Annotated in this window: 20 protein-coding genes and 1 pseudogene; 11 read left to right on the forward strand and 10 right to left on the reverse strand. The window is 67.4% G+C overall.

Going from position 1 to position 25,379, the window contains the following annotated elements; translation table 11 throughout:
• Positions 1 to 28 precede the first annotated feature (28 nt).
• From AC5RU7_RS14840 to AC5RU7_RS14850, 3 genes are all read right to left on the reverse strand, one after another.
• Positions 29 to 3,670 (reverse strand): TM0106 family RecB-like putative nuclease, encoded by a 3,642-nt coding sequence (locus AC5RU7_RS14840; RefSeq protein ID WP_494052869.1) that lies wholly within the window; start codon positions 3,668 to 3,670, stop codon positions 29 to 31.
• A gap of 96 nt (positions 3,671 to 3,766) precedes the next feature.
• Entirely contained in the window at positions 3,767 to 4,966 is a 1,200-nt protein-coding gene (locus AC5RU7_RS14845; protein WP_494052870.1) for a TerC family protein, read from the reverse strand.
• Between the two features lie 34 nt (positions 4,967 to 5,000).
• Positions 5,001 to 6,764 (reverse strand): RecQ family ATP-dependent DNA helicase, encoded by a 1,764-nt coding sequence (locus AC5RU7_RS14850; RefSeq protein WP_494052871.1) that lies wholly within the window; start codon positions 6,762 to 6,764, stop codon positions 5,001 to 5,003.
• 189 nt (positions 6,765 to 6,953) lie between these two features.
• On the opposite strand from AC5RU7_RS14850, the gene AC5RU7_RS14855 reads away from it, so the two are divergent.
• Positions 6,954 to 9,281: an FdhF/YdeP family oxidoreductase gene (locus AC5RU7_RS14855; RefSeq protein WP_494052872.1), complete on the forward strand. Its 2,328-nt coding sequence runs from the start codon at positions 6,954 to 6,956 to the stop codon at positions 9,279 to 9,281.
• Between the two features lie 102 nt (positions 9,282 to 9,383).
• Here the strand turns inward: AC5RU7_RS14855 and AC5RU7_RS14860 are convergent, their stop codons facing one another.
• The gene (locus AC5RU7_RS14860; RefSeq protein ID WP_494052873.1) at positions 9,384 to 9,713 is read right to left on the reverse strand and encodes a DUF6457 domain-containing protein; all 330 of its coding nucleotides are present in this window, start codon (positions 9,711 to 9,713) and stop codon (positions 9,384 to 9,386) included.
• 163 nt (positions 9,714 to 9,876) lie between these two features.
• Here AC5RU7_RS14860 and AC5RU7_RS14865 point away from each other — a divergent pair, with 163 nt between their 5' ends.
• The 5 genes and pseudogenes from AC5RU7_RS14865 to AC5RU7_RS14885 all read left to right on the forward strand — a co-directional run bounded on the left by AC5RU7_RS14865 (position 9,877) and on the right by AC5RU7_RS14885 (position 13,765).
• Complete coding sequence (locus AC5RU7_RS14865; protein ID WP_494052874.1) at positions 9,877 to 10,227, forward strand: GNAT family N-acetyltransferase; 351 nt, start codon at positions 9,877 to 9,879, stop codon at positions 10,225 to 10,227.
• 252 nt (positions 10,228 to 10,479) lie between these two features.
• Positions 10,480 to 11,310 (forward strand): serine hydrolase, encoded by an 831-nt coding sequence (locus AC5RU7_RS14870; RefSeq protein ID WP_494052875.1) that lies wholly within the window; start codon positions 10,480 to 10,482, stop codon positions 11,308 to 11,310.
• A gap of 74 nt (positions 11,311 to 11,384) precedes the next feature.
• Positions 11,385 to 12,758, forward strand: coding sequence for an MFS transporter (locus tag AC5RU7_RS14875; protein WP_494052876.1), 1,374 nt, complete (start codon positions 11,385 to 11,387; stop codon positions 12,756 to 12,758).
• Between the two features lie 44 nt (positions 12,759 to 12,802).
• Positions 12,803 to 13,535 (forward strand): annotated as a pseudogene (locus tag AC5RU7_RS14880) (dienelactone hydrolase family protein).
• 23 nt (positions 13,536 to 13,558) lie between these two features.
• Positions 13,559 to 13,765, forward strand: coding sequence for a hypothetical protein (locus tag AC5RU7_RS14885; RefSeq protein WP_494011624.1), 207 nt, complete (start codon positions 13,559 to 13,561; stop codon positions 13,763 to 13,765).
• A 60-nt stretch (positions 13,766 to 13,825) separates the two neighbouring features.
• Here AC5RU7_RS14885 and AC5RU7_RS14890 read toward each other — a convergent pair whose 3' ends face one another.
• From AC5RU7_RS14890 to AC5RU7_RS14900, 3 genes are all read right to left on the reverse strand, one after another.
• Entirely contained in the window at positions 13,826 to 14,578 is a 753-nt protein-coding gene (locus tag AC5RU7_RS14890; protein ID WP_494052877.1) for an ArsR/SmtB family transcription factor, read from the reverse strand.
• A gap of 74 nt (positions 14,579 to 14,652) precedes the next feature.
• A complete protein-coding gene (locus AC5RU7_RS14895) occupies positions 14,653 to 16,074 on the reverse strand; it encodes an FAD-binding oxidoreductase (RefSeq protein ID WP_494052878.1) in 1,422 nt (473 codons plus the stop codon).
• Between the two features lie 153 nt (positions 16,075 to 16,227).
• Positions 16,228 to 16,635 carry a DUF1304 family protein gene (locus tag AC5RU7_RS14900; RefSeq protein WP_494052879.1) on the reverse strand — a complete coding sequence of 136 codons (408 nt, stop codon included), beginning with the start codon at positions 16,633 to 16,635 and terminating at the stop codon, positions 16,228 to 16,230.
• A gap of 85 nt (positions 16,636 to 16,720) precedes the next feature.
• Between AC5RU7_RS14900 and AC5RU7_RS14905 the strand changes: the two genes are divergently transcribed.
• Both AC5RU7_RS14905 and AC5RU7_RS14910 read left to right on the forward strand, forming a co-directional pair.
• Complete coding sequence (locus AC5RU7_RS14905; RefSeq protein WP_494052880.1) at positions 16,721 to 17,755, forward strand: helix-turn-helix transcriptional regulator; 1,035 nt, start codon at positions 16,721 to 16,723, stop codon at positions 17,753 to 17,755.
• Positions 17,756 to 17,790: 35 nt separating this feature from the next.
• A complete protein-coding gene (locus AC5RU7_RS14910; RefSeq protein WP_494052881.1) occupies positions 17,791 to 18,789 on the forward strand; it encodes a phosphotransferase in 999 nt (332 codons plus the stop codon).
• Here the strand turns inward: AC5RU7_RS14910 and AC5RU7_RS14915 are convergent.
• Both AC5RU7_RS14915 and AC5RU7_RS14920 read right to left on the reverse strand, forming a co-directional pair.
• Positions 18,786 to 20,030 carry an MFS transporter gene (locus AC5RU7_RS14915; protein WP_494052882.1) on the reverse strand — a complete coding sequence of 415 codons (1,245 nt, stop codon included), beginning with the start codon at positions 20,028 to 20,030 and terminating at the stop codon, positions 18,786 to 18,788. The two genes, AC5RU7_RS14910 and AC5RU7_RS14915, sit on opposite strands and share 4 nt — an antisense overlap.
• Before the next feature lie 130 nt (positions 20,031 to 20,160).
• Positions 20,161 to 20,904, reverse strand: coding sequence for a FadR/GntR family transcriptional regulator (locus AC5RU7_RS14920; protein WP_494052883.1), 744 nt, complete (start codon positions 20,902 to 20,904; stop codon positions 20,161 to 20,163).
• A gap of 63 nt (positions 20,905 to 20,967) precedes the next feature.
• Between AC5RU7_RS14920 and AC5RU7_RS14925 the strand changes: the two genes are divergently transcribed.
• The 3 genes from AC5RU7_RS14925 to AC5RU7_RS14935 are packed head-to-tail and all read left to right on the forward strand — an operon-like array spanning position 20,968 to position 24,052.
• On the forward strand, positions 20,968 to 21,879 hold the full coding sequence (locus AC5RU7_RS14925) for a carbon-nitrogen hydrolase family protein (RefSeq protein ID WP_494052884.1): 912 nt from the start codon (positions 20,968 to 20,970) through the stop codon (positions 21,877 to 21,879).
• Positions 21,880 to 21,887: 8 nt separating this feature from the next.
• The gene (locus AC5RU7_RS14930; protein WP_494052885.1) at positions 21,888 to 23,237 is read left to right on the forward strand and encodes an APC family permease; all 1,350 of its coding nucleotides are present in this window, start codon (positions 21,888 to 21,890) and stop codon (positions 23,235 to 23,237) included.
• 35 nt (positions 23,238 to 23,272) lie between these two features.
• The gene (locus AC5RU7_RS14935; RefSeq protein WP_494052886.1) at positions 23,273 to 24,052 is read left to right on the forward strand and encodes a carbon-nitrogen hydrolase family protein; all 780 of its coding nucleotides are present in this window, start codon (positions 23,273 to 23,275) and stop codon (positions 24,050 to 24,052) included.
• Positions 24,053 to 24,083: 31 nt separating this feature from the next.
• Here AC5RU7_RS14935 and AC5RU7_RS14940 read toward each other — a convergent pair whose 3' ends face one another.
• A complete protein-coding gene (locus AC5RU7_RS14940; protein WP_494052887.1) occupies positions 24,084 to 25,358 on the reverse strand; it encodes an AGE family epimerase/isomerase in 1,275 nt (424 codons plus the stop codon).
• Positions 25,359 to 25,379 lie beyond the last annotated feature (21 nt).

The raw sequence follows: 25,379 nt of genomic DNA on the forward strand, positions 1-25,379 counted from the left end.
GCCGCCTGGCCCCAGGCGTTCCCCGCCTCTATTCCGCGCGCGGGCTGAGGCCGATGAAGGCGCCTAGTTCCTCGAGCGCTGCGGGCCGGCGCGGCATATAGCTGGTGAGCTCGGGGGAGCGGATGATAACCGCCCGCCACTGGCCGCGGGATACGGCTACGTTGACCCGGTTCCGGTTGAGCAGGAACTCTGCGCCGCGTGGAGCCTCCGCCACGGCACTGCACGCCATCGAGACAAGTACCACGGGTGCCTCCTGGCCCTGGAATTTGTCCACGGTTCCGACGCGCACCCCGGGCAGGCCGGCCTCTTCCAGATATTTCCGGACCAGGTGGACCTGTGCGTTGTAGGCGGCGACCACCAGGAGGTCCTGCTGGTCCAGCGGCCGCGCTTCGCTCTCTGCACCCGCGGTCCATTTCAGACCAAGATGGCGTTGCGCCTGGCGGACCACCTCGGCTGCTTCCTCCCTGGAGCTGGTCGCGTTGCCGGTGTGGTCCACAAACACGGTCTCGACGCCGGGCGGAAGACCCTCGAGTTCGCGCAGCGACGCCGCCGGAGCCGACTGGAGTTTCCCCTCGTAGCTGAGCTGCGACACCGCCCGGCACAGTTCGGGGTGCATCCGCCAGCTGTCCGCCAGGAAGTAGCCCAACCATGCGGGCAGGGTTGCGTGGCCGGCGGCGAGCCACCCCAGGGCGGACTCGTCCACGGGCTCAGGATGCGCGCCCTGAGTCACCTGCGGCAGCTGCTGGGGGTCCCCCAGCAGGAGCAGCCGGGTGGCGGCGCGGGAAACGGCGAGGGTGTTGGCCAGCGAGAACTGCCCTGCCTCGTCGATCACCAGCAGGTCCAGGGAACCCGCGGGAACTTCCTTCCCTGTCATGGTCCACGCTGTTCCGCCGATCAGGCACCCGCCGGGCGATGACAGTAGGCGTGCCACGTCGCCGTCGGACGTTAGGGTCCACGGCACCTCATGCGGTGCGGCCAGCTTCTTGCCCACCACCGCGGGGTCGACGCCGCCAACCTCGACGGCCCTGCACAGCAGGTTTTCCACCACGTTGTGGGACTGCGCCACCACACCCACCTTCCAGCCCTCGGCCACAAGCTGGCCGATCACGTGGGCGCCGACGAAGGTCTTGCCCGTGCCGGGAGGTCCCTGGACGGCAAGGTAGGACCTGTCGAGGTCCCGCAGCGATGCCGTGATGGCGGCGGCGTAACCGGCAGAACCGTCCGGGGCGTGCCGGACTTCCACGGGGCCTGCCAACGAACGGAACCGTGGCCGCTGCTTCCGCAGGATGTCCAGCCCCGGCTGGGCGGGCAGGGACGGGAGGGACGATCCCACGGCACGGGCAATCTCCGCGATGGCTGCCTCGATGCTGGCCGTGGCAAGTGGCTGGTCCTCGGTCAGAGCCACGGGGAGGTGCGGGTAGGCTGCCACCTTGCCCGATTCGCGCTCGGCGATGGTGATCAGGGTATGTTCCGGGTTGTCCGGCGCAGGGGAGAGTTCACTGATCATGGTGCCGAAGGTGAAGGCCCTGGCCCCGGGAGCGGCACCCGGCGCCGCCATCCCGTCCGGCGGGGGAGCATCATAGAGCCGGCACCAGGTGGAATCCGCGCGGAAATCCGAGCCTTCCGTCATGGTGCCGCGCAGCCGCAGAACCCGGGTGCGCATCCGCTCGCGCGGCTTGGCCAGCGCCCAGTCCACTGACACTTCGGCGGACTGCACCACGAACACGTTCCGCTGCTCCGACCAGTTTTCCAGCGGTGCCTCCACCCGGTCGAAATGCTGCCACCAGAACTGCTTGCGCTCGCGGCGGTGGTATCCGGTGGCAGCTGCCACCATGGCTACGGCCCGTTCGTCCTCGGTCCAGGGCCGGTTGTCCGGCAGGCCCGCCAAGTACTCGCGGAGCGCGGCCTCCTCGGGTGTCTCGTCCACGGTGTGGTGGCGTTCCCGCCCGCCACTGCGCTGCGCGGTTGCGGTTCCCGGCCGGGCTTGCACGGCCTCGGCACCGGCTGCCTGGACTTCGTCCCGCGCCCGGTCCCCGATCTCCAGGAGCCAGTCCCGCAACCGGAGCGTGGACAGGCAGTCGTACTGGTTGTAGTCGGAAATGGAGGCAAGGATCCTGCCGGCCTCCTCCTGGTGGCCGGCATCCCTGGCCGCGCAGTAGGCCGCGTAGGCGACGACGGATGCGCCGGCATCCTTGACGTCGCCGGAGCGCAGGTTATCGCCCATGTACAGCGGTTCCAGCTTCTTGATGGAGTACGACGCCTCGGAGATCCGCAGCGAATGCCGGACCGTGGCGTAGAGGTCCACGAGGAGGCCCTGCCGGAGCCAGTCGTCCACCGTTTCTTCGCCGGCCTGGTGGGCCAGGGAAAGGTTCCGCAGGGCCGTCTTCTCGTAGGAGGCGTAGTGGTAGACGTGCATGTCCGGGTAGCGGGCCCGGCGTTCCTCCACGTAGTCAAGGAAATCGAGGAAGGCGCGCCGTTCCCCGGACCGGGAATGGGCCCAGAACGGACGGAAGACGGGGTCTCCGGCAGCACCGGGCTCCGGGGCCTCGATGACGCCGAAGAGGTATTCGATGCCCCACACGCCGGTGGCCGGGTCCTGCCACAGGGGGTCACCCTCAAAGTCGAAGAAGATGTCGCCCGGGCTGGGGGCGGGCAGCGAATCAATGGTGTTGTCCGGCAGGACCGTGTAGGAGACGGTGTGCGGGTGCCCATCCTTGGTGAAGGTCCGCGACCCGGCAGCCCGGTCCAGTCCCAGCTGCATGCGGGCCTGCGACCGCAGCCTTGCCACGGAATCGGAGGCTCCATCCGCCGGCATGGCGGCGAGCTGGTCGATGGTGGTGATGCCCTCGGCGTGGAGCTTCCGGCGCCGCACCACTGACATCCCGGCAACCATCAGCAGGTCCCGGTGAACCTGCACCTGCTCGGCGCAGTAATCGCACCGCCCGCAGTGCACAACGCCGGGCTGCTGCCACTCGACGGGGACCCCGGCGGTCCGGTGGGCGGCAGTCAGCTGGCGGAAGCGCCGGCGTCGTTCCCGGAAAACGGGGAGCAGGTCAGGGAGGGAATGGCTGCTGCGAAGCCAGTCCTCACCCACCCTGGTGCCCAGCACCAGCGTGACGACGGGGGAGGGATCCAGTCCCATTCCGATGAGCTGGTCCCCGTAGGCGGCGAGCTGCAGCAGGGCGCCCACCTTGGCATGCCGGGCGAGCTTAGTGTCCCAGACTTCGTAGCGCCCCGGGTTCCCGGTACCAGCGGCCTCGTTCACCAGGAAGTCGGCATAACCGAGGAACTCGCCGTCGAAGAACGTGGCCTGGAAGACAACGTCGGCACCGGACCGGAGTGCCAGCTCGGTCTCCGCATGCTTGGCCTGCAGTTCGCCGCGCAGGTTTTCCCCGCGTTCCAGGGAGTAGACCCCGGCGCCCCGGCTGGCGTCCCACTCACCGTACTTCCGGACCAGGCCGGCCAGGACCGCCTGCTCATGCCGGTCACCCAGTTCGCCGGCCCGCACGCGCATCTCATCTGCCGGGAATTCCGCCTTCGGGGCGCGGCCCAGCTTTTCGTCCAGGATGCGGAGCGCGCGGTACTCACACTCGCTCGCGGCCACCAGGTCGCTGGCGGAAAACACCAGGTCCGGAGCCGCGCCGGCGCTGGCAGCTTCGAGCAGAAACACGGGGCCTCCCCATTGACAGCCGGGCCGGAGGACGGTTCCTGGGGCCCTGGTTTACACCTGCACCAAACGTAGCAAGAGGGCCCGACAATTAAGCGGTCAGCCCTTGGCGTCCGCCCGGACCTGGGCCTTGTCGTGTTCGTCGTGGGCGTTCCGGAGCAGTTCCAGGAACTCGGTTTCGTTGCGGATCAGCCTCTTGTACTTCTCCGGGAGCTTGCGGATCTGGTCCTCCTCGCGGCACATCTTCGCGAAGAGCTTGTCCCGCTCCACCATGTCAGTCTCGTAGTTGAGGTCCAGGTACTCGATGGCGTGGCGCTTGGCCCCGGATACGGCGTTCTTGGCTTTGCCCTTCGGACTGAAGACGGACGCCAGTACCGTAACCAGCAGGACGCCTAGGATCACGCTGAGCGAAACCTCGGTGCTTACTTCCACCACGCTGACGTGTTCGCCGTCATTGACGAACGGGAGGGTGTTTTCGTGCAGCGCGTGCAGGATCAGCTTGACGCCGATGAATCCCAGGATCACCGCGAGGCCGTAAGAGAGGAAGATCAGCCGGTCCAGCAGGCCGTCAATCAGGAAGTACAGCTGCCGCAGGCCCATCAGGGAGAACGCCGTGGCGGTGAAGACAATGAACACGTTCTGGGTGAGACCGAAGATGGCCGGAATGGAATCGAGGGCAAACAGGATGTCCGTGCCGCCGATAGCCACCATCACCAGGAGCATCGGGGTGAGGACCCGTTTGCCGTTCTCCATGGTGAAGAGCTTGTCGCCGTCGTAGTGGGCCGACGCCGGGAGGTACTTCCTGGCGAGCCGGACCACCAGGCCTTCGGAGTGTTGGTCGTGGCCTTCCGGCCGGAGCAGGTTGCCGGCGGTGATGAGCAGGATCAGTCCGAAGATATAGAACACCCAGGCGAAACTGTTGATCAGCGCAGCTCCAAGGAGGATGAAACCCGTGCGGGCGATCAGCGAGAAGATAATGCCGAACAGCAGCACCTTCTGCTGGTCTGCCCGGGGCACCCTGAAGCTGGCCATGATGATGAGGAATACAAAGAGGTTGTCCACGGACAGTGCCTTCTCCGTGATGTAGCCGGCAAAGTACTCGGTTCCCATGGTCGGCCCGCCAAACAGGAGCACAGCGAGCCCGAAAAGCACCGCGATGCCCACATAGATGGCGGACCAGACGGCGGCTTCCCTGAGGGACGGCGTGTGGGCCTTCCGCACATGGAAGAAGAAGTCGAAGGCCAGCAGGCCAACGATTCCTGCGATGGTCAGGATCCAGACTATGGAGGGTATTTCCACGCGGCAGGCCTTTCGTCGTCAGTCTCCTTCAAGCCTACGCGGGCTTGAGCAGTTCATGCTTTACGACGGCGGAACGCGACAACGTCTTGTACCCCTCCTGTTCGAACAGGACGGTGATGACGTCATCCTCGTGCCGCATGACCAGGCCGGATCCCCATTCCTTGTGCACCACGGTGGACTGGAGCGGGAAGGGATCATCGGCTTGCTTCTTCGCGCCCGGCTTTTTGGCTGCCTGCGCCTTCTTCCCTGACGGGCCCTTCTTCTTTGGCGCGTCCTTTTTGCCTGCCTGTGCCTTCCTGTCTGGTCCGCCGCCGTCGTGCGCAGCTTCTGCCGCCTCCTCCCGGCCGGCCGCCGCGGTGCAGCCATCGCAGTTCCCGCAGGGCTCGGGCAGGTCCTCACCGAAGTAGCCCAGCAGGAACTGCCGCCGGCAGCCGTCCGTCTCCGCATAGGCGCGCATCATGGTGAGGCGGGACTGCTCCACCCGCTGCCGGGCCTCGGCGAGTTCGACGGCGCGGTCCACCAGGGCGGGCAGCTTGGCTTTGGAGTCCAGCCGGACGCCCCGCTTGCCGATGGTGACGGCGCCCGCCTCCTCGAGCTGGTTGAGCAGCCCGGTGACCCGGCGGGCGGGAAACCCGGTCAGCTCGGCAAGGGATGACTTCGGCGTGGGCGCGTGCGCGGCCTTGAGGACGTTCAGCAGCGCCATGAGCCGTTCGGGGTCAGGGGAGCTGGTGGTGAAGAACTTCCGCAGTCCCAGGTCCTCGGACCGGTAATGCAGCACGGCTTCGGCAGGCTCCCCGTCCCGCCCGGCCCGGCCGATCTCCTGGTAGTAGGCATCCAGTGCCTCCGGAATGTCCGCGTGGACCACAAAGCGGACGTTCGCTTTATCGATGCCCATCCCGAAGGCGGTGGTGGCCACCACAACATCCAGCCCGTCTTGGAGGAACTGCTCGTGGATCCGCTCCCGGTCCGCGGCCGTCCTGCCCGCGTGGTACGCCTCGCTGCGCAGCCCGAGCCCGGCAAGCTTGGCGGCGTACTTCTCGGTGTCCTTCCGGGTGGCGGCGTAGAGCAGCCCCTGCCCGTCCCTTGCGAACCCGGCGACTTGCTCCAGCACGGCCTTCCGCTTGCCCTTGTCCTCCTGGTGCCGGACCACGTCCAGGGAAATGTTGGGCCGGTCAAAACCGTGCACCAGCACCAGCGGGTCCCGCATTTCCAGCCGGGCCACAATCTCGTCACGGACGGGCGGAGCCGCGGTGGCAGTGAGTGCCGCCACGGGCGGGCTGCCCAGCCGTTCACGGACGCTGCCAAGGCCAAGGTAATCGGGGCGGAAGTCGTGGCCCCAGGAGGAAACGCAGTGTGCCTCGTCCACCACGAACAGGGAGATGTCCAGGGCGGCCAGGCGGTCCACCGTCTCCCCCTTGGCCAGCTGCTCGGGGGCGAGGAACACGAAGGTGGCTTCCCCTGACTCGACAGCCTGCCAGGCGGCTGCCACCTCGGCATCGCTGTGCGAGGAATTGATGGCGACGGCGGCCCCGGCGCCCAGATCACCGGCCAGGCCATCCTGCTGGTCCTCCTGCAGTGCGATCAGGGGTGACACCACCACGGCGGGACGTCCCGTCGTGTGGTGCAGATGCTGCGCTGCCACCTGGTAGATGGCGGACTTCCCGTATCCGGTGGGCATCACGGCCAGGACGTCGCGGCCCGCAGCCAGGGCGCTGATACCGGCCAGCTGGCCGTCCCGCAGCCCGGGCAGGGAGAACGAAGACGCCGCGAGGGCGGCGAGGGCAGAATCGTCGGACATGAAAGGCAGCTCCGCGCAGTGGGTCCCGCGGCCGCTTGCTTCAGCCGTGGGAACCAGCCTACGCCAGCCGCGGGCCGCCGTCGTCCATCCCTTGACTTCCTCGGCGGGACGAACAACTGTGGAGGAAGCTGGTCCGCCGGCGGATGCCGAAGGCAATGGGGACCAGGAATCAGCCGAGGAGTGTGCAGCGTGACGCGCAAGAACCCAAAGGTCGAAGAAGCCGACGAGTCTGAACTCGAAGTGACCGGCCACCCCAAAACCTGGGCTGCCGGGGTGCCCGGCGTCTACTACTCCATGCAACCGGCGCTCAAGCACATGGGCGTGGAGCGGTCGCGGAAAACCCTGCTGGCGCTGAACCAGAAGGACGGGTTCGACTGCATGAGCTGCGCGTGGCCGGACCCTGGCCACCGCAAGATGTTCGAGTTCTGCGAGAACGGGGCCAAGGCGGTGACCTGGGAGGCAACGCCGATGGTCATCGGGTCCGAGTTCTGGGCAGAGCATCCGGTCAGCGAGCTGCGGGAACGGTCCGAGTACTGGCTGGGCATGCAGGGCCGCCTCACCGAGCCGGTGTACAAGCCGGCGGGGGAGGACCACTACCGGCCGGTCAGCTGGGAGCAGGCGTTCAGCATCATCGCCGGCAAGCTGAAGTCGCTCCCCGACCCCAACCAGGCCGCGTTCTACACCAGCGGCCGTACCTCCAACGAGGCCGCCTTCCTCTACCAGCTGTTCATCCGCGCGTACGGAACCAACAACCTGCCGGACTGCTCCAACATGTGCCACGAGTCCTCCGGCTGGGGCATGGGCCAGACCATCGGCGTGGGCAAGGCAACGGTGTCCTACGACGACTTTGCCAAGGCGGACCTCATCATCGTCATGGGGCAGAACCCGGGCACCAACCATCCGCGGATGCTCACAGCCCTGGAGGAAGCCAAGGAAGCCGGCTGCAAGATCGTGGCGGTCAATCCGCTGCCGGAGGCCGGCCTGATGCGGTACAAGAACCCGCAGAAGGTGAAGGGCATCATCGGGCACGGCACGGACCTGGCGGACCAGTTCCTGCAGGTGCGGATCGGGGGCGACATGGCGCTGCTGCAGGCCATTTCCAAGCGAGTGCTCGAGGCCGAAGACGCCCATCCCGGGACGGTGCTGGACCACAAATTCCTCGAAGAACACTGCGACGGGCTGGCGGAGCTGCGGGCCCACCTTGCCCGGCTGGACGACGCCACGGTACTGGAAGCCACCGGGCTCCGCCTGGAGGAGATCGAGGAACTGGCGGCCCGGTATATCGCAGCTGACCGGGTGATCATCACCTGGGCCATGGGCATCACGCAGCAGAAAAAGGGCGTGGCCACCATCAAGGAGATGATCAACCTGCTCCTGCTCCGCGGCAACATGGGCAAGCCGGGCGCCGGCGCCTCGCCAATCCGTGGGCACAGTAATGTCCAGGGCGACAGGACCATGGGGATCTGGGAGCAGATGCCGCCCGCCTTCCTGGACGCGCTGGGGCAGGAGTTCGATTTCGAGCCCCCGCGCGACCATGGACTCGACGCCGTCCAAACGGTCCGGGCAATGCGCGACGGCGGCATCAAGGCTTTCATTGCGCTCGGCGGCAATTTCGTGGGGGCCATCTCGGACACCCGTGCCGCGGAGGAGGCGATGGAAAAGACGGAGCTGTCTGTCCAGATTTCCACTAAGCTCAACCACTCACATGGAGTGACGGGGGCCGAGGCCCTGATCCTGCCCACACTGGGCCGGACGGAGATCGACCGGCAGGAGTCCGGGCCGCAGTTCGTCTCCGTGGAGGACACCGTGTGCGCAGTCCATGCCTCGCACGGCACCGTGGAGCCGGTGGCACCGGGGCTGCTGTCCGAAGTGGCCATCGTCTGCCGGCTCGCCGCGGCCACGCTGGGTGACCGGACCTCGGCAGACTGGGCCGGCTTTGAAAAGAACTACGACCTGATCCGGGACCACATATCCCATGTGGTGAACGGCTGCGAGGACTACAACCGGAAGATCCGGCAGGAAGGCGGGTTCATCCTGCCCAACGGGCCCCGCGACTCGCGGACCTTCAACACGCCCACGGGCAAGGCCATGTTCACTGTCAACGAGCTGGAGTACGTGGAGCGGCCTCCGGGAACCCTGATCCTGCAGACCATGCGCTCGCACGACCAGTTCAACACAACCATTTACGGCCACAACGACCGGTACCGCGGTATCAAGAAGGGCCGCGAGGTGGTGTTCGTGAACCCCGTAGACCTGACGGAGCTGGGGCTGTCCGACGGGCAACACGTGGACATTCACGGCGTGTACTCCGACGGAGTGGACCGGGTGCTGCGGAACTACCGCGTGGTCTCCTACCCCTCGGCCCGCGGCTGTGCGGCGGCATATTATCCGGAGGCGAACGTGCTGGTGCCGCTGGAAAGCGTGGCGGAGGGAAGCCAGACGCCGGCGTCGAAAGCCGTCATCGTCCGGCTTGAACCCGTACCCGTGCTGGAGGAGGAGCCCACCGCCTGGGGCTAATGTGCTGGCCGCGGGCAGCACCGGATCAACATGTCCCCGTCTTAGAGACTTTTCCCCATGGCATTCGGCGGGGAGTCGTCCATCAGGCGGGGATGTCGCCTGTTACTGGGCCGTGTCCGCCCAGCCGCGGCTGGCGGGACCGCCGTCGCGCCCGTCCTCGCACAGCTGGAAAGCGGTCCGGGCGGCCTTTTCCACGGCAGCCGCCGAGGCCTCCCTGGTTCCGGCGCTGCCCGTCCCGGCGTCCAGCCCGGCAGCATAGCCGACCAGGAACGTGGTGACCGGCGCCGCCGCGTGGATGACGTTGTCCGCGGACTTGCGGGCGAGGTCCAGGAGCAGCTCGTGGTCCACTTTCATGTCCAGTATCTGGAGGGCCTGCGCCAGCCGGTTGCTCCACTGGTCCAGTACCTGTGCCTCGTCGTCGTTGACTGTCATGGTCCGCTCCTTGCCATCGAAATGTGCCGGTATTGCTGTCCGGTGCCGACACTACAAGGCTTTGGAACGGAAGTCACCGGGTGCAGGCCCCCAGTGCGGAAATAGAGACGCGGCCCACCGGGTTACGCTGTCCAGAGGCCGCACCGCATCGAAGGAGATCCCCTTGAGTGACATCACCGTCCGCCACAACGCTGAGCGCGAACGTTTCGAGATCCTCGACGCCGGGAACGTGATCGGGAAGGCTGCGTATAAGGCGTACGACGGCGGCGGGTCGCCGCAGCGGATCTTCTACCACACAGTTGTTAACGAGGAGTATGGCGGACAGGGCCTGGCCGGCCGGCTGGCCACGGCGGCCCTGGATGACACGGTCGCTGCCGGCACGGGCATCGTCCCGGTGTGCCCGTTCATCAAGAAGTTCCTGGCCAAGCACCCCGAATACGCCGGCAGCGTGGTGGCGGTGAAGCCTGCGCACCTTGAATTCCTGGACACGGCGCTGGCCGCCCGCGCCCGGTAGCGGCAGCGCCACGACACCCATCGCGTCGGTGGTGATTATGCGCGTCCCCGCCCAGGGGCCACGACACTCCGGCGGGCTATCAGCCGGCTCCCAACAACTGGTGATCTAATCGGCATCACATCGCGTGCTGGGGCGTGATGCCCGGATCGTTGAGTTGTGACAGGAGCCCGTATGCCGGTGCACCCAGTAGAGCCTCGGGTAGAACAGGAAGTTCGCCCCGTCCGCCACGGACGGAGGAAGGCGGCGCTCCTGTTGTGCGCCGTCGCGCTGGTCCTCGTGGCCACTATCGCCCTGGCCGTGGTCCGGTCCGAGCCATTCGGCGGGACCGCTGCGCCCACGGCCGCCGCCCCGGTCCCGGCCGAGCCGGTGGCTGCCGCCCCTGACTCGCTGCAGGACAAGGTTGAGTCCCTCCTCCAAGAGGCCGGCGATTACCGGGTGGGAGTCGCGCTGGCGGACGTCTCGGGAGATGCCGAATTGACGTTCGGTGATACCGGCGTGTTCACGGCCGCCAGCACCGCCAAGCTGATCACCGCGGCAGCCTTCTACCATCTGGTCGAAACTGGGGAAGCCAGCTTGGATGACCCGATGGGGGATTACGACGCCGCCTTCCAGATGGAAGCCATGGTGAACCAGAGCAACAACGATTCGTGGCTGCTGCTGATGGACGCCGTGGGCTACCCCCGGCTGATCGACTACGCGGCCTCCATCGGCGTCAGCTACGATCCGGAACAGAACCTGCTGACCGCCGCAGACATGGCTCTGGTCCTTAAGAAGCTGCATTCGGGGGAGCTGCTCAACGAAGCCAACACGGCGGAGCTGCTCGGATACATGAAAGACACCAACAACGACGACCTTATCCCCGCCGGCTCCCGCGCCGGCATCGAGGTGCAGCACAAATACGGGGAAATGGACGGGGAACTCCATGACGCAGCGCTCCTGACCTACCGGGGTTCCACCCTCGCACTGGTGGTCTACACGGAGAACCCCGAAGGCTTCGAGGAACCGGAACAGGCGGAGCTCATCCGGGAGCTGGCCGGCGCGGTGGAGGACGCCCTGTTCCCGCTGACCCCGGCCGGGAAGTAACAGCCCCGGGACCGGGAGGACGCTCCAGGCAGCCAAAGTCGCTTCCCGGCCGCACCTTGCACCAGACTGTCACCGTGAGCAACAACCCCCGGACTGCCCTGGCCGTCGCCGGCCTCAGCCTGGGCACGGCACTGAACCCCCTCAACTCCTCCATGATCGCCGTGGCCCTCGTGGTGCTCCGCGCCGATTTCGGGCTCGACGTCGCCGCCGTCACCTGGGTGGTCACGTCCTTCTACCTCGCCTCCGCGGCGGGCCAGCCGGTAATGGGGAGGCTGGCGGACCGGTTCGGACCGCGCCGGATGTTCATGCTGGGCATGGCCCTGGTGGCCGTCACCTGTGCCCTGGCACCGTTCGCCCCGAATTTCGCGCTCCTCTGCGTTGCCCGGGCGGTGATGGCGCTCGGCACAGCCACCGCCTACCCAAGCGCCGTGGTGATGGTGGGTGCCATCGCGCACCGTGCCGGAATGGAACCGGCCCGCCCGCTGGGACGGCTGCAGATGGCAAACACGTCCGCTGCCGCCGTCGGGCCCGTTGTGGGCGGGCTGCTGGTCAGCCTGGTGGGCTGGGAAGCACTGTTCCTGGTCAACGTTCCGCTCGCGCTGGCCGCGCTGCTAGTCGTCCGGCAGGCGGCTCCGCCGGACGAGGCCAGGGAGCGGGGGAGCGTGGCCGAGCTGTTGCGGGACTCCGACATCCCCGGGATCCTGGCGTTCGTGGCCGCGCTGATGCTGGTGATGATGGCCGCGCTCAATGTGCTGCCCGGCTACCGCTGGTGGATGCTGGGCGCGGGAACAGTGATCGCTGCCGTCTTCGCCTGGCGCGAGCTCCACTTCACCCGGCCCTTCCTGGACCTTCGCCTGCTGGGGCGGAACCGGCCGCTGATGCTGGTGTACCTGGCGTTCGCGGTGTTCAGCAGCGTCTACTACTTCGTCTTCTTTGGCCTGCCGCAGCTACTGCAGGAAGCCGGCGGCTACGATCCCGGCGTTGTGGGCCTGCTGATGCTGCCGCTGGCCGGGATGTCCGTGGTAGCCACGCCGTGGGCGGTCAAGGCGATGGGAAAGTTCGGGGTACGGCGAGTCCTGCTTGCCGGCGTCGTCCTGCTGACCGCTGCGGCCGGGCTGATGTGGCTGCTGACCGGCAGCCTTGCCATACCGCTGGTGGTGGTGATGACCGCCCTCATGGGCGTGCCCTACGGGACGGTGGGGATTGCCTCCAACCAGGGCATGTTCGTGTCCACCCGGCCGCAGGAGCGGGGAGTGGCGGCGGGCATTTACCAGACGTGCCGGTACGTGGGCGCCATTACCGCCACCGTGATGATCGGCGTCTTCGCGGCCGGCGGGGTGGACCAGGAAAGCTGGGCGCGGATGGTGCTCGCCATGCTGGTCCTGTGCGTAGTGACGTTCTGCCTGAGCCTGCTGTGGCGGGAGCGGGAGGCCCAGCACCACCCCTAGGAAGCGTTTGGACGCCGTGCCATGCTGGCCCCATGGGAAACATGATGACTCTGGTAAACGCCGCAACCTCGGTGCAGGCCTATGTTGCTGAGCCCCCTGGAACACCCAAGGGCGGTCTGGTGGTGGTGCATGAGGTGTGGGGCCTGGTGGACCACATCAAGGACGTCGCGGACCGCTATGCCGAGGAAGGCTACCTGGTTGTCGCGCCGGACCTGCTGTCCGGAGCCGGGGGCGTGCCGGACCTGAGCGGGGAGCTTCAAAAAGCGGTGTTCGACCCCGAACAGCGCAGCAACGCGCAGCCCCGGATGCGGAAGCACATGGCGCCAATGCGCTCGCCGGAATATGCCAAGCACGCCGTTGCCGGCCTCCGGACCTGTTTCGACCACCTGGATGGTGTGCCGGGACTGGCCGGCCGAGTTGCCGCGACGGGCTTCTGCCTGGGCGGGACCTACACCTTTTCCCTGGCCGCAGCCGAACCCAGGCTGCGTGCGGCCGTTCCCTTCTACGGCCACGCCGAGTTCAAAGACGCGGGAGCTCGGAGCCATCGCCTGTCCGGTCCTGGCGTTCTACGGGGGGAAGGATACTGCCCTGATGGAGGAGCTGCCCGGGCTGAAGCGGCGGATGGCGGCAGCGGGCGTGGATTTTGAAACCGTGGTGTATCCGGAGACGGGCCATGCCTTCTTCAATGACACCAACAGGTACACCTACAACGCCGAAGCTGCGGCCGACGCATGGAACCGGACCCTCTCGTTCCTGGACAGAAGCCTCAGGGACTAGCACGCCGGGATTATCGTGGACGTATGGACTCTCCGAAGGTTCAGCTGTACCTGGATATCGCCGCCAAGGGATTGGGCATCATCGGTGTTGCGCTGATGATCTTCACCCGGGGCGGCTGGTTCTATGTTGGGGTGGCCGCGGTGGTCCTGGGCGTGCTGTTCATGGGCGGCTCCCTGGTGGCCAGCCGGAAGCTGCGCCAGCGCAGGTGGGACGGCACGCGGCGGACCTGAGCCCGCCGCGTCCCTGCGAAAGTAGCGGCTGCCGTACCGGAACGCCGCCGTCGTCGAGCCCTAGGTGTACATCAGCGAGCCGGGCGTGGTGAGCTTCTGTCCCGTTTCCAGCCAGGTCTTCAGGCCGGACAGGATCATCGGCCAGCCGCCGTAGAGCTGCTCGTTGGCGCCTTCGCGGAGGTCGCTGTGGGTGACGGTCAGCCGGCATGAGTCGCCCACGGGTTCGATCTCCCACGTGATCTTGGAGGTCCCCTCGGCCTTGACGTCCTCGCCCCACAGCGCCCGCATGGTCTGGACGAGCCGGCGGGGCGGGTCCACTTCCAGGTTTTCGCCTTCACCCAGCGGTGCGTCAGCCTTGACGTTGTTCATCACAAAGCGACCGCCCGGCGTCCAGTCTGACTCAATGGTGTTCCCGAACTGGTACTTGCTGCGGATGTCGCTGTCCGTGATGGCTTCCCACAGCCGCTCGGGTGTGGTCTTGATATAAATCTCGAAGATCTTTTCCATGGGACTTTCCAATCTGGATTTGAGGTCGCTGAGGCCAGCGGCCCATGGTTCTGCGTATTTGCTCACCCAACGGTCGTGGACCAGGCGGATGGGTACCGGGTTCAGGAAGTGCAGCTTTTCCCGTCCCCGACGGCGGGTCACCACCAGGCCCGCATCCTCCAGCAGGCGGAGGTGCTTGGCGATCCCGAACCGGGTCATGGCGAACCGTGCCTCAAGTGCGCTCAGGGTTTGGCCATCCTCCCGGAACAGCTCATCCAGGAGGTCCCGGCGGGTGGGGTCGGCGAGTGCTTTGAACACGTCGTCCATGCCTTCATCATAGGTGACCAAATAGTCACATATCAAGAGGTCCCATTGCTCTTCCCGTCCGCGGCGGGGCCTCACTACGGGGCGGTGGACGGCTGGCGGGGCTGGATGTTGTGGTTTCGGCTGAAGAGGTTGCCGGGGTCGTACCGCTGCTTGAGGCCGATGAGGTTGTCGTACTTGTCCGCACCGTAGGTCAGGCGTGCGGCGTGCGGGTCCTGGCGGGTTTCGCCGCCCAGGAAATTCAGGTATTCACCCTGTTCCGCGAAGGGCTGCATCCGTGCGTGTGCCTGCCGCGCAAACTCGGTGAGGCGTACGTCGTCGTCCGCGTCGGACCAGAAGCCGTAGACGTTCAGCAGGAACCTCGAGGACCTGTTGGGGTAGGCGGTGGACTCCTCCGGGACCCGGCTGAAGGCTCCGCCCAGGAGGTGGATGTCGATCCCGGTGCCCCGCCACTGCACCTCGGAGGCAATACCTGCCACCACGTCGATGACTTCCCCGTCCAACCGGGAGAAGGAGACGTTCTTCCAGTAGCCCCGTGAGCCGGTGGGGAAGAGGCTGTCCATGGCGCTTTGCCACTCGATCCAGGAAACCGGGCCCACCTCCTCCTGGTCCGGCGGCGCGAGTTTCCGCAACTGATCGATGAGGTCCAGTCCGGGCTGGTGGTCGGTGCCCGCCCAGGCGCACCCGATGACCATCCAGACGGCGTCGCCCAGTCCGAACTCCGCAGGAAAAGCGATGAAGCTGACAATCGGGTTCATCTCGTCCGGCAGGTCCCGGGTCCAAGTCTCGAAACCGGCCAGGGCGTCCTTCCAGTGCTCGGGAGCATAGAAGAGGTTCCCGCCCAGGACGGGCTGGGGAAGCGGCCGGGCACGGAACGTGAAGGAGGAAACGACGCCGAAATTGCCGCCGCCGCCGCGCACTCCCCAGAAAAGCTCAGCGTTTTCATGCTCACTCGCGCGGAGGTGGTCGCCGGCGGCCGTGACGATGTGCACCGAGTTCAGGTTGTCGAGCGCCAGCCCGTTGCTCCGCGTGAGCCAGCCGACGCCGCCCCCGAGAGTAAGCCCGGCGATGCCCGTGGCGCTGATGACCCCGATGGGGACCGCCAGGCCGTGCTCCACCGTCGCCCTGTCCACGTCCGCCAGGGTTGCGCCCGGCTCCACGGTGACCAGGCGCGTAACCGGATCCACGGCTACCTCACGCAGCCTGCTCAGGTCCAGGACCAGGCCGCCCTCCACGCTGCCGTGCCCGGCCACATTGTGTCCGCCGCCCCGGACCGCCAGCACCAGGCCGGTGCTGCGGGCTGCGGCCAGGACGGGGTCGATGTCCGCCACGGAACCGGCCAGGGCAATGGCCCGGGGATGCAGGTCATGCATGCCGTTCCAAACCCGGCGCGCGTCCTCGTAGCCGGCGTCGCCGGGCTGGAGCAGGCTGCCGCTGAGCTGGCTGCGCAACCCTTCCAGTGCCTGGGTGATCTGGTCTTCTGAACGGCCTTGTTCCATGGTCTGACCTCGCCGGATACAGTGCCGGGTCCTCACCGATCCGGCCGGGATGAACGTGGAGTACGCACCTTGAACGGGTGCGATTGGCAACGGCACTCCAAGTATCTGGCGGCCCCCCGGGGCGGTCAATAGCGTGTGCCCGGTGCCGGACGCCTATGGCCCCAGGGGCAGGAAAACCAGGGCGAGCAGGGCCGGCAGCGTGGCGGCCAGCGTGCCAGGGACGCTCTCCCATTTCTTCGGATAGTGTCCCTGCAGGTCCGCCAGCAGCATGGTGGGTGCGGTGAGCACCATGTTGAGGCAGCAGTAGACCACCAGGGTGTAGCCCACTACCAGTTCACCAATGTTCACGGCCACCAGCCCGGCAACCACGCCCAGCGCGACCACCAGGTTCCTGTAGCCGGTGGGGATGGCCCACATCATCACGGCGGGGACGTTTTCCGGCGGCGTGCTCAGGAACTTCTGCGCCCACGGTTTTCGCCTCAGCAGGAAACTCTCCACCGGAAACACGCCGACGTAGACCACCACCGCCAGCACCGCGAATACCTGGGACACCATGTTCATGCTCGAAGGCTAGGCGCAGCCAGCGCAATGTCCCATCCCCAAAACAGGGGATTGCAGGCCGTCCCCGGCGGCGGATACTGGACCTATGTGGGAGGAGCGCGCGGAGCGTGCCCGCCGGGAAATCGCGGTGCTTGCTGCCGGCGGACTGGATCTGGCGGACCTCTACCGCGCCGCCCTCGGGCTGGTGCGGCAGTCGGTGCCGTTCGACCAGGCCTGCTGGGCCGGCGTCGACCCTGAAAATATGGTGATGAACTCCGTGACCAACTGGCGGCCCTGGCCCGTCACGGACGAGTACGCTATCCGCTTTGCCCAGTCCGAATATGAGGGCACCGAACCCAACACCTTCGCCCGGCTCGCCCTGCGTCCCGTTCCGGTGGCACGGATCTCCGACGCCCCCAGGCATGAGGTGGCCGGCAGCGTGCGGGTGAACGACCTGCTGCGTCCCATTGGCCTAGTGCACGAGCTCCGCGGAGCGTTCCGGGTGGACCAATCGTGCTGGGGCGTGGGCAGCCTCTTCCGGGAAGGCGGCCGGGACTTCAGCGACCGCGAGGTGGAATTCCTGGCTGCCGTCACCGCCGCGCTCGCCGCCGCCACCCGTGTCGCGGCTCGGGTGCGAAACCAGCTGTGGCAGCCCGATGGACCCGTGATTGTCCTGGCCGGTGAGCACGGCGAGCTGCGGGCAGCGACGCCGGCCGCGGTCTCGTGGCTCAAGGACCTGGACGACGCCGCCCCCGGCCAGTTCAGCATGGTGCTGTTCGCGGTGGTCGCCCAGGCAAAAGCCGCGCCCTCCGGCACGGCCCGGGCCCGCATGCGGGACGCCGGCGGCAGCTGGGTGGTCCTGCAGGCCAGCCGGCTGATCACCGGCGACGATCCCCGGCAGATGGTAGTGACCGTGGAGCCCGCGTCCACCCGCCAGGTGCTCACCCTGCTGCTCTCGGCCTACGGCCTGACGCCCCGCGAACAGGAGGTCTGCCTGGAGCTCATGTCCGGCAACTCCAGCGCTGCCATAGCCGGGCACCTGTTCATCTCCCCGCACACCGTGCACGACCACCTGAAATCGATCTTTGGGAAGGTGGGAGTGGGCAGCCGGGGTGAGCTGTTGGCGAGGCTGTCCGCGTGACAAGATCTGTAGCCAGGACATGTAAAGATTTCTCCATGTTGCCTCTGAGCCAGATCGCATCGCTGCGGAACACCGTAGATCACGAATGGCGCTCGCCGGTTGCCGATGCCGTGGGTGAGCGGTGGGGCATGCCCGAGGGCACTCTCCGCTTTTGGCGTTCGTCCGCGGCCCACGTGTTCGTTGCCCCGCCGGGAGCCGATCCCCGGGGGGTCCTTTACGCGCGGTTCGCGCCGGCAACAGAGCCTGCAGGAGGCCGACTTGCCCGCGGCTCGCGGTTCCATTCGCGTCTGGCGGCTGCCGGTGCCGCCGTCGCGCCATCCTTCCCCTCCCTGGCAGGCGCCGCCCTGGAGCTGGTGCGCACCCCGCTCGGGGACATGTACGCCAGCGTGGCAGGCAAGGTGGACGGCGATGAGCTGGACGTTGAAGGGATCGACGCCGGTGCTGCCGCGGCTTGGGGCGCGGCGCTGGGAGCCTTCCAGGACGCCGCGGGCCCCCTGGCCGTTCCACTTCAACCGGACGCGCCGGCACCGTTCGACGCCCTGGCCGAAGCAGCGTCCGTGATGGCGGATCCGGAACTGGAGGAGGCGGCGAAGCGCCTGGCCGGGCTCATGGCCGCCGGTCCGGCGGTGCCGCTGGTGATGGGCCATGGCGACTTCGAACTGGACAACCTCCGCTGGACCGGCAGGGGATTTACAGGCTTCGACTTCGACGAAGCCAGGGTAATGACGGCTGCGGCGGATGTGGCCTCGGCGGCGCGGGACCTGCTGGGACCGCAGCCCGGATTCCCGGAATATCCGGAGCTCCTCGCGGCCTTCCTCGACGGCTACCAGTGGGCGTCAGGCATCGGGCTCGGGCCGCGGGAACTGGTCCTGCCCCGGGCAGACTTTGCCGCGCAGCAGCTGCTGGAGGCTCCCCGTGTCCTGGACACTAACCCGGCTGGCCCCGGCTGGCTGCACGATCTGGCCGGCTCCCTGCGTGTTCACTACGGGAGCCAGCGCAGTATCCTGCTGGCGACGGCGGAGGTGTTGGCCTAGGCGGGATCCTTCACCGCGGCCGCCGTCACCGGCCGCGGCTCCAGCCACACCTGCTCCCGCGGTCCCGGCGGGTAGGCATGCCGCTTGCCGGCAAGGGTGATGGCAAGCGCCGCCACCACCGGCAGTGCTGCGGCAACCGGAACCAGCAGCGGGCCGCCGGCAACCACGGCGCCGGAGCCATACAGTGCACCGACGGTGATGCCCAGCTGGATGGTGAGCACGGTCAGTCCGTTGGCCGCCTCCTGGTACTCGCCGCCGGCGCGAAGGATGGCCGCCTGGTTGTAGATGCCGATTGCTCCTAGTCCCGCGCCCCAGACCGTCATCAGCACAAGGGCCAGCGGAAGGTTGCCCGAAGCCAAAGGCAACAGGAACATCGATGCGGCGATTGCCGCCGTCGTGATGATCAGCGATCGCCGCGGATGCGAGTCCACGGTGAGGCCCGCCACCCAGATGCCCAGCAGGCCCGAGGCGCCGAGGACGGTCAGGGAAAGGCTGATGGCGTAGTCCGGCAGGCCGGCATCGCGCACGAACGGGGCGATGTAGGTGAACAGCGCGAAGTGCGCCAGGACTAGCAGCGGCCAGGCGGTGGCCACCGCCTTCACTCCGGGCTGGCTGACGGCACGGCGCATGGAGGGCCGGGCGGCGTCGGAGATCCGCTGGACCCGCGGCAGGAGGAAGAAAGCCAGGACCGCCAGGACCAGGCCGAATCCCGCCAGCACCAGGAATCCGGCCCGCCAGCCGAGGAACCCGCCGAGCGCGGTGCCCAGCGGCGCGCCGATGGCCAGCCCCAGGCTGTTGCCGCTGAATACGATGGCCAGGGCCTTGCCCACCTTGTCCGCCGGAACCACCCTCGTGACGAACGGCGCCATGGTGGTCCAGAGCAGGCCATGCGCCAGTCCGCCCACCATCCGGGCGATCATCGCCGTCGTAAAATCCGGGGCGAGGCCCACCCAGGCGTTGCTGGCCGCGAACGTGACCACCAGGCCCACCAGCAGGGCATGCCGGGGGATCCCCGCCAGCAGCCGCGCGGCCGGAACCACCGTGACCACAATGACGGCGGCGTAGGCGGCGGCAAGGTAGCCGGCCACGGGCTCGGATACGTTCAGGCCGCTGCTGATCTGCGGCAGCAGGCCGGAGGGCAGGAGCTCCGTGGTGATGGCCGTAAAGGCGATGGTGGCCAGGACCGCCATCGCGGCATAGGGGAATCGGGCAGGGGCAGGCGCGGGCATCGCGGAAGGCATGCGAAGGGGGTCCATTCAAGGGGGAGGGAGTGGAACGCGGCGTTGCTGGCCGGACAAATTCCTTCCTTAAATTTACAGGACCGGGACCGCTGTCACGTACATGACAAGGTCCTCCTGCGCGCCTCCCCGGCTACGTCCCGGCCGTGCCTGCCAGCCCCATGAACATGGTTCGGTGCAGGATGTCCACGTGCCGCCGGGAGACCTCCACCGCTGCCGGGACATCGCCGTTCCGGAGGGCCTTGACGAGTTCGATGTGGTCCTGGTTGGACTTGTGCAGCAGGTCGATGGGATAGGGGATGAAGTAGTCGTACAGTTCCGCGAGGGTCTCGTGGTAGACCCCGACGGCGGTCCCCAGCCCCGAGGAGGATCCCACCAGCTGGTGGAACTGCTCGTCCGACTGGTGGTAGTCGGACCAGTTGGCTGCTGCGGCCATGTCCCGGGTCAGCCGTTCCAGCTCGTCCAGCTGTTCCACGGTGGCGTTGATGGCGGCGTAGTGGGTGACGGCGCACTCGAACAGCAGCCGCCGGTCCACCAGCTCGTTGACCGCCTGGGACTCGGCCGGGGAGGCCGAAAGCTCCGCGAGGACGTCGCGCGGCGGATGGTCGGCTACGAAGGTTCCGCCCCCGCGGCCCCGGCGGCGCACCAGCACGCCCTGTTCGGCGAGGCTGGCAAGTGCCCGGCGCGCGGTGATGGGGCTGACCGAGAGGCCCAGTGCCACGTCCTCCTGGTCCGGCAGCCGCTCGCCCGGCTTGAGCAGCCCCAGGGAGATGGCCATGCCGATCCGGAGCCGCACCGCGTCGATCGCGCTGCGGCGGTCCATGCCGGTGAGCGCGGATGAACCAATGGCGGAAGTCTCCTCCACATGGGGCGTCATACCCGCTACTTTACGGTCCAAATCTGCGCCCTTCCGTTTATTTGATCATTCTGATCTAATATAGTGCAGATCACAGCCCCTTCCATGGAGAACACCATGCACCGCGTCCTTCCCCTCCTCGCCGCCCAGGCCCCGCCCCGGCTGATCGGCGAACCAATATCCGCCTTCGCCGCAGAGGTCCAGGCAGCCCTGGACACCAAGCCCCATACCAAAATGCTGGTGTTCCCCGAGCTTCACCTCTTCGGTGACTCCTTTCCGGACCAGCAGCGCACCGCGGTCCTGCGCGACTCGGCCGAGCCCCTGGACGGAACGCGCGTCAAGGAGCTGCGGGAACTCGCCGCCGACCTGAAGATCTGGCTGGTGCCAGGCAGCGTCTGCGAGCGCGGGCCCGAAGGCCAACTGTTCAACACCCAGCTGGTGCTGTCCCCGGAGGGGGAGCTCGCCGGCTACTACCGGAAGATTTTCCCGTGGCGCCCGTTCGAGCCCTACGATCCCGGCGACCGGTTCACCACCGTGGACCTGCCCGGCATCGGACGCGTCGGGCTGAACATCTGCTACGACGCCTGGTACCCCGAGGTGTCCCGGCAGCTAGCGTGGATGGGCGCGGACGTCATCCTGAACGTGGTCAAGACCACCACCCCGGACCGCCGCCAAGAGCTGGTCCTCGCCAAGGCCAACGCCATCGTGAACCAGGTCTTCATGGTCAGCGTCAACTGCGCGGGCCCCACCGGCATGGGCAGAAGCATCATCGTGGACCCGGAGGGCAACACTATCGCCGAGGCACCGGACCATCAGCCGCAGCTGCTCGCAGCGGACCTGGACCTGGCCGCCGTCGAGCAGGTCCGCACGCACGGCACGGAGAACCTCAACCGCCCCTGGTCCCAGTTCCGCGACGGCGAGGCCGCCGTCGAACTTCCCGTCTATCAGGGCCGGATCAACCCGGCCACCTGGACACCGCCGTCCTACAAGCCTTAAGGAACACCGTGACAACAACCCTCACCCGCACGCTGAAGCTGCCCTCGCTGGTGCTGTTCGGCCTGGCGTACCTGACCCCGCTGATCGTCCTGGCCATCTTCGGCCTCATCGCCGAAACCACCGGTGGCGCCACCCCGTCCGCGTACCTGGTGGCGATGGCCGCTATGCTCTTCACCGCCCACAGCTACGGCCGGATGGCCGTGGCCTACCCTGTGGCCGGCTCCGCCTACACCTATGTCCGCCGGTCCATCGATTCCCGGGTCGGGTTCATGGTGGGCTGGGCGGTGCTGCTGGACTACCTGTTCCTGCCCATGGTCATTTGGCTGATCGGCGGCTCGTACCTGAGCGCGCAGTTCCCCGGCATCCCCATCGGTGTCTGGATTGTTGGATTCATCGTGATCACCACGCTACTGAACATCCTGGGTATCAAGGTGGCGGACAAGGCCAACTACGTGCTGATGGCCTTCCAGCTGCTGGTCATCGTGTTCTTCGTGGCACTTGCCATCGGCAACGTGGTGTCCACCTCCGGTGCCGGGGGACTGGTGAGCAGCCAGCCGCTCTTCAACGACACCTCCAGCTTCGCCACCATCTCGGCCGGCGCGGCTATTGCGGCCTACTCGTTCCTGGGGTTCGACGCCGTCACCACGCTCACCGAGGAAACGGTCAACCCGCGCCGGAACGTGCCCCGCGCCATCATGCTCATCGCCCTGATCGGCGGCGGCATCTTCGTGGCGGTTTCCTACGTGACCCAGCTGGTGCACCCGGGCGGTGTGTTCGAGGACTCGGCCTCAGCGGCCAGCTCCCTTGCCCTGCAGATCGGCGGGCAGCTGTTCGGCGCCGTGTTCCTGGCCGGCCTGGTGGTGGCGCAGTTCGCCTCGGGCCTGGCCGCGCAGGCCAGCGCCTCCCGCCTGCTCTACGCGATGGGCCGTGACTCGGTCCTGCCGAAAACTGTCTTCGGTCGGCTCAACCGGAAGTTCCACACCCCGGTGCTGAACCTGGTGGCCACCGGCGCCGTCGGCCTGATCGCACTGTTCCTGGACGTGGCCACGTCCACGTCGTTCATCAACTTCGGAGCGTTCACCGCCTTCACGCTGGTCAACGTCTCGGTGGTGTTCCATTACCTCCGCCGGCGGCGTGCCGGGGAGAACCTGAACCCGCTGTCCTACGTGGCGGTCCCGGTTGTCGGCGCGGTCATCTGCGCCTACCTGCTCTCCCGGCTGGACAGCAACGCCATTACGCTGGGAGTCTCCTGGCTCATCCTGGGGGCGCTGGTCCTGGCGCTGATCACGCGCGGCTTCCGGGCAGCGCCGCCGGAGATGGCCAGCACGGAGAAGGCCACGGTGGAGGCGGGGGTCTAGCACAGGCCTCCGGGAGTGCAACGGGAAGGGCAGGCGTGAAGATAGCGCTCGGGCAGCTGGCATCCGGCACGGACATCGCGGCGAACCTCGCGGTCATCGACAGCTTCGCCGCGCAGGCCGCCGCGGATGGCGCCGGCCTGGTGGCCTTCCCGGAGTACGCCACCTACGAAAAGAAGATCGTGGACGCCACGTTCCCGGCGGTGGCCGAGCCGCTGGACGGCCCGGTCTGCCGGGAACTGGCCGCCACCGCCGCCCGCCACCGCATCGCGCTGGTGGCGGGCGTAGTGGAAGCCGCGGAGGATCCGGGGAAGGCCTACAACACCCTGGTGGCGTTCGGGCCCGACGGCGGCCGGCTGGCTTCCTACCGCAAGATCCACCTTTTCGACGCGCAGGGCTTCGACGAATCCCGGTTCATCAGCCCCGGCCCGTCCATTGAGCCGGTGGTCTTTGAGTCCGGCGGGCTGCGGTTCGGCCTGCTGACCTGCTACGACCTGCGGTTCCCGGAACTCGCCAGGGCCCTGGCCGACGCCGGCGCCACCGTCCTGCTGGTCCCCTCGTCCTGGGTGCCGGGCACGCACAAGACCGGGCAGTGGCTGGCCCTCAACGCGGCCCGGGCCATCGAGAACAGCGTCTACGTGGCCGGCGTCTGCCAGGCTCCGCCGGTCTCCGTGGGCCGAAGCGTGCTGGTGGACCCGATGGGCGTGACCGAGGCGGACCTTGGCCTGGAGCCCGGCGTCCGGGTGGTTGAGGTCCTGCCGGAGACGGTGGAGCGGGTGCGCGGGCAGTTCCCGATGTTCCGGCAGCGCCGGCTGTAGGCGGAGCCGGGACAGCGGCGGGGCTCCGCCCTTAGCGGCCGGCAGGTTCCCTGGCCGGCTCGTTCGCACTGATCCGGGCGTCCAGCAGGCCTGCGGCCACGGCCGGGGCGAGCCCGGGCGCCAGCGGAAGGCGGGGGACCACCAGGCAGTGCCAGAGGTGGTAGATGTCCGCCTTGCCGGACCAGACGGTGGACGTGACATTGCCGTTCTCGTCGAGCTCCTGCTTCCAGGATCCGTGCTCGTAGTCAATGAACCAGTCGCGGGCATGGTCCCAGATGCGCTCGTACCAGTCCGCGTACTGCTTTTCCCCGGTGGCGATGTACAGGGCCGCAGCCCCTCCGATTGCCTCCGCGGGCACCCAACGGATGCGGGTGGTGACTACGGGCTTCCCTTCCCAGTCCACGGTGTAGACAAAGCCGGGGTGGCCGTCCGGCTGCCAGGCGTCGCGGATGGCGGCGTCGAACAGCCCGCGGGCGTCTTCCAGCAGCCAGTCCGGGACCGCCAGGCCGCGGGCTTCGAGCCCGGCACGGAGGTGGAGGAGCAGCCGCGCCCACTCAACCCAGTGTCCGGGGGTGCCGCCGTACGCACGGAACTGGCTGGCCCGGTCATCGGTGTTGTACTCCGGCATCGGGTTCCAGTCCGGGTCGAAATGCTCGAACACCCGGTAGTTGTTGTTGCGGGCGAACTGGTGGATGAGCACCTCGGCGATGTGCAGGGCCCGCTCAAGCCAGCGGTTTTCCCCGGTCACGTCGGCCACGATCAGGTACGCCTCCACCGAGTGCATGCTCGCGTTCCCGCCGCGGTACGCCTCCGTTTCGGTGAACTCCCGGTTCCAGGAGTCGAAGCACATGTTGGCCTTGTGGTCCCAGAACTTCGTGTCGGCTACCTGCAGCGCCTTGTCCAGCAGTTCCTGCGCGCCGGGGCGCCCTGCAGCCACGGCGCTGGCAGCGGCGAGGAGCACGAAGGAGTGCTGGTAGCCGGACTTGATGTCGTTCACCGGGCCGTTTTCGTTGATCTCGGCGTACCAGCCGCCGAACTCGTCATCATGGAAGCCCCCGTTGAGCGCCGCGATGCCGTGGTCCACGAGGGTCCCCGCGCCGGGCCGTCCCAGCAGGGCAGCAACGGAAAAACTGTGGACCATCCGCGCGGTAATCCAAAGATGGGTCGGCTTGTCGGCGAACACCTTGCCGTAGTTGTCGAGCCAGCCGAATCCCGTGGGCACCTTCGACGCCACGGCGAAATTGATCAACCGGTCGGTCTCGGCCTCGAGCCATCGTGCGTGAGCGGCACTGTTCAGCCACGTCATGTTATTTCCTCTCTCTGATAC

The organism is Arthrobacter sp. K410C, assembly GCF_059090105.1.

What these genes read in the sequence shown, in the direction of transcription:
- AC5RU7_RS14860 (WP_494052873.1), bottom strand. Translation starts at nt 9,713, where the DNA reads ATGACAGTCAACGACGACGAGGCACAGGTACTGGACCAGTGGAGCAAC.
- AC5RU7_RS14850 (WP_494052871.1), bottom strand. Translation starts at nt 6,764, where the DNA reads ATGTCCGACGATTCTGCCCTCGCCGCCCTCGCGGCGTCTTCGTTCTCC.
- AC5RU7_RS14890 (WP_494052877.1), bottom strand. Translation starts at nt 14,578, where the DNA reads ATGGACGACGTGTTCAAAGCACTCGCCGACCCCACCCGCCGGGACCTC.
- AC5RU7_RS14905 (WP_494052880.1), top strand. Translation starts at nt 16,721, where the DNA reads ATGTGGGAGGAGCGCGCGGAGCGTGCCCGCCGGGAAATCGCGGTGCTT.
- AC5RU7_RS14885 (WP_494011624.1), top strand. Translation starts at nt 13,559, where the DNA reads ATGGACTCTCCGAAGGTTCAGCTGTACCTGGATATCGCCGCCAAGGGA.
- AC5RU7_RS14920 (WP_494052883.1), bottom strand. Translation starts at nt 20,904, where the DNA reads ATGACGCCCCATGTGGAGGAGACTTCCGCCATTGGTTCATCCGCGCTC.
- AC5RU7_RS14915 (WP_494052882.1), bottom strand. Translation starts at nt 20,030, where the DNA reads ATGCCTTCCGCGATGCCCGCGCCTGCCCCTGCCCGATTCCCCTATGCC.
- AC5RU7_RS14900 (WP_494052879.1), bottom strand. Translation starts at nt 16,635, where the DNA reads ATGAACATGGTGTCCCAGGTATTCGCGGTGCTGGCGGTGGTGGTCTAC.
- AC5RU7_RS14910 (WP_494052881.1), top strand. Translation starts at nt 17,791, where the DNA reads ATGTTGCCTCTGAGCCAGATCGCATCGCTGCGGAACACCGTAGATCAC.
- AC5RU7_RS14940 (WP_494052887.1), bottom strand. Translation starts at nt 25,358, where the DNA reads ATGACGTGGCTGAACAGTGCCGCTCACGCACGATGGCTCGAGGCCGAG.
- AC5RU7_RS14895 (WP_494052878.1), bottom strand. Translation starts at nt 16,074, where the DNA reads ATGGAACAAGGCCGTTCAGAAGACCAGATCACCCAGGCACTGGAAGGG.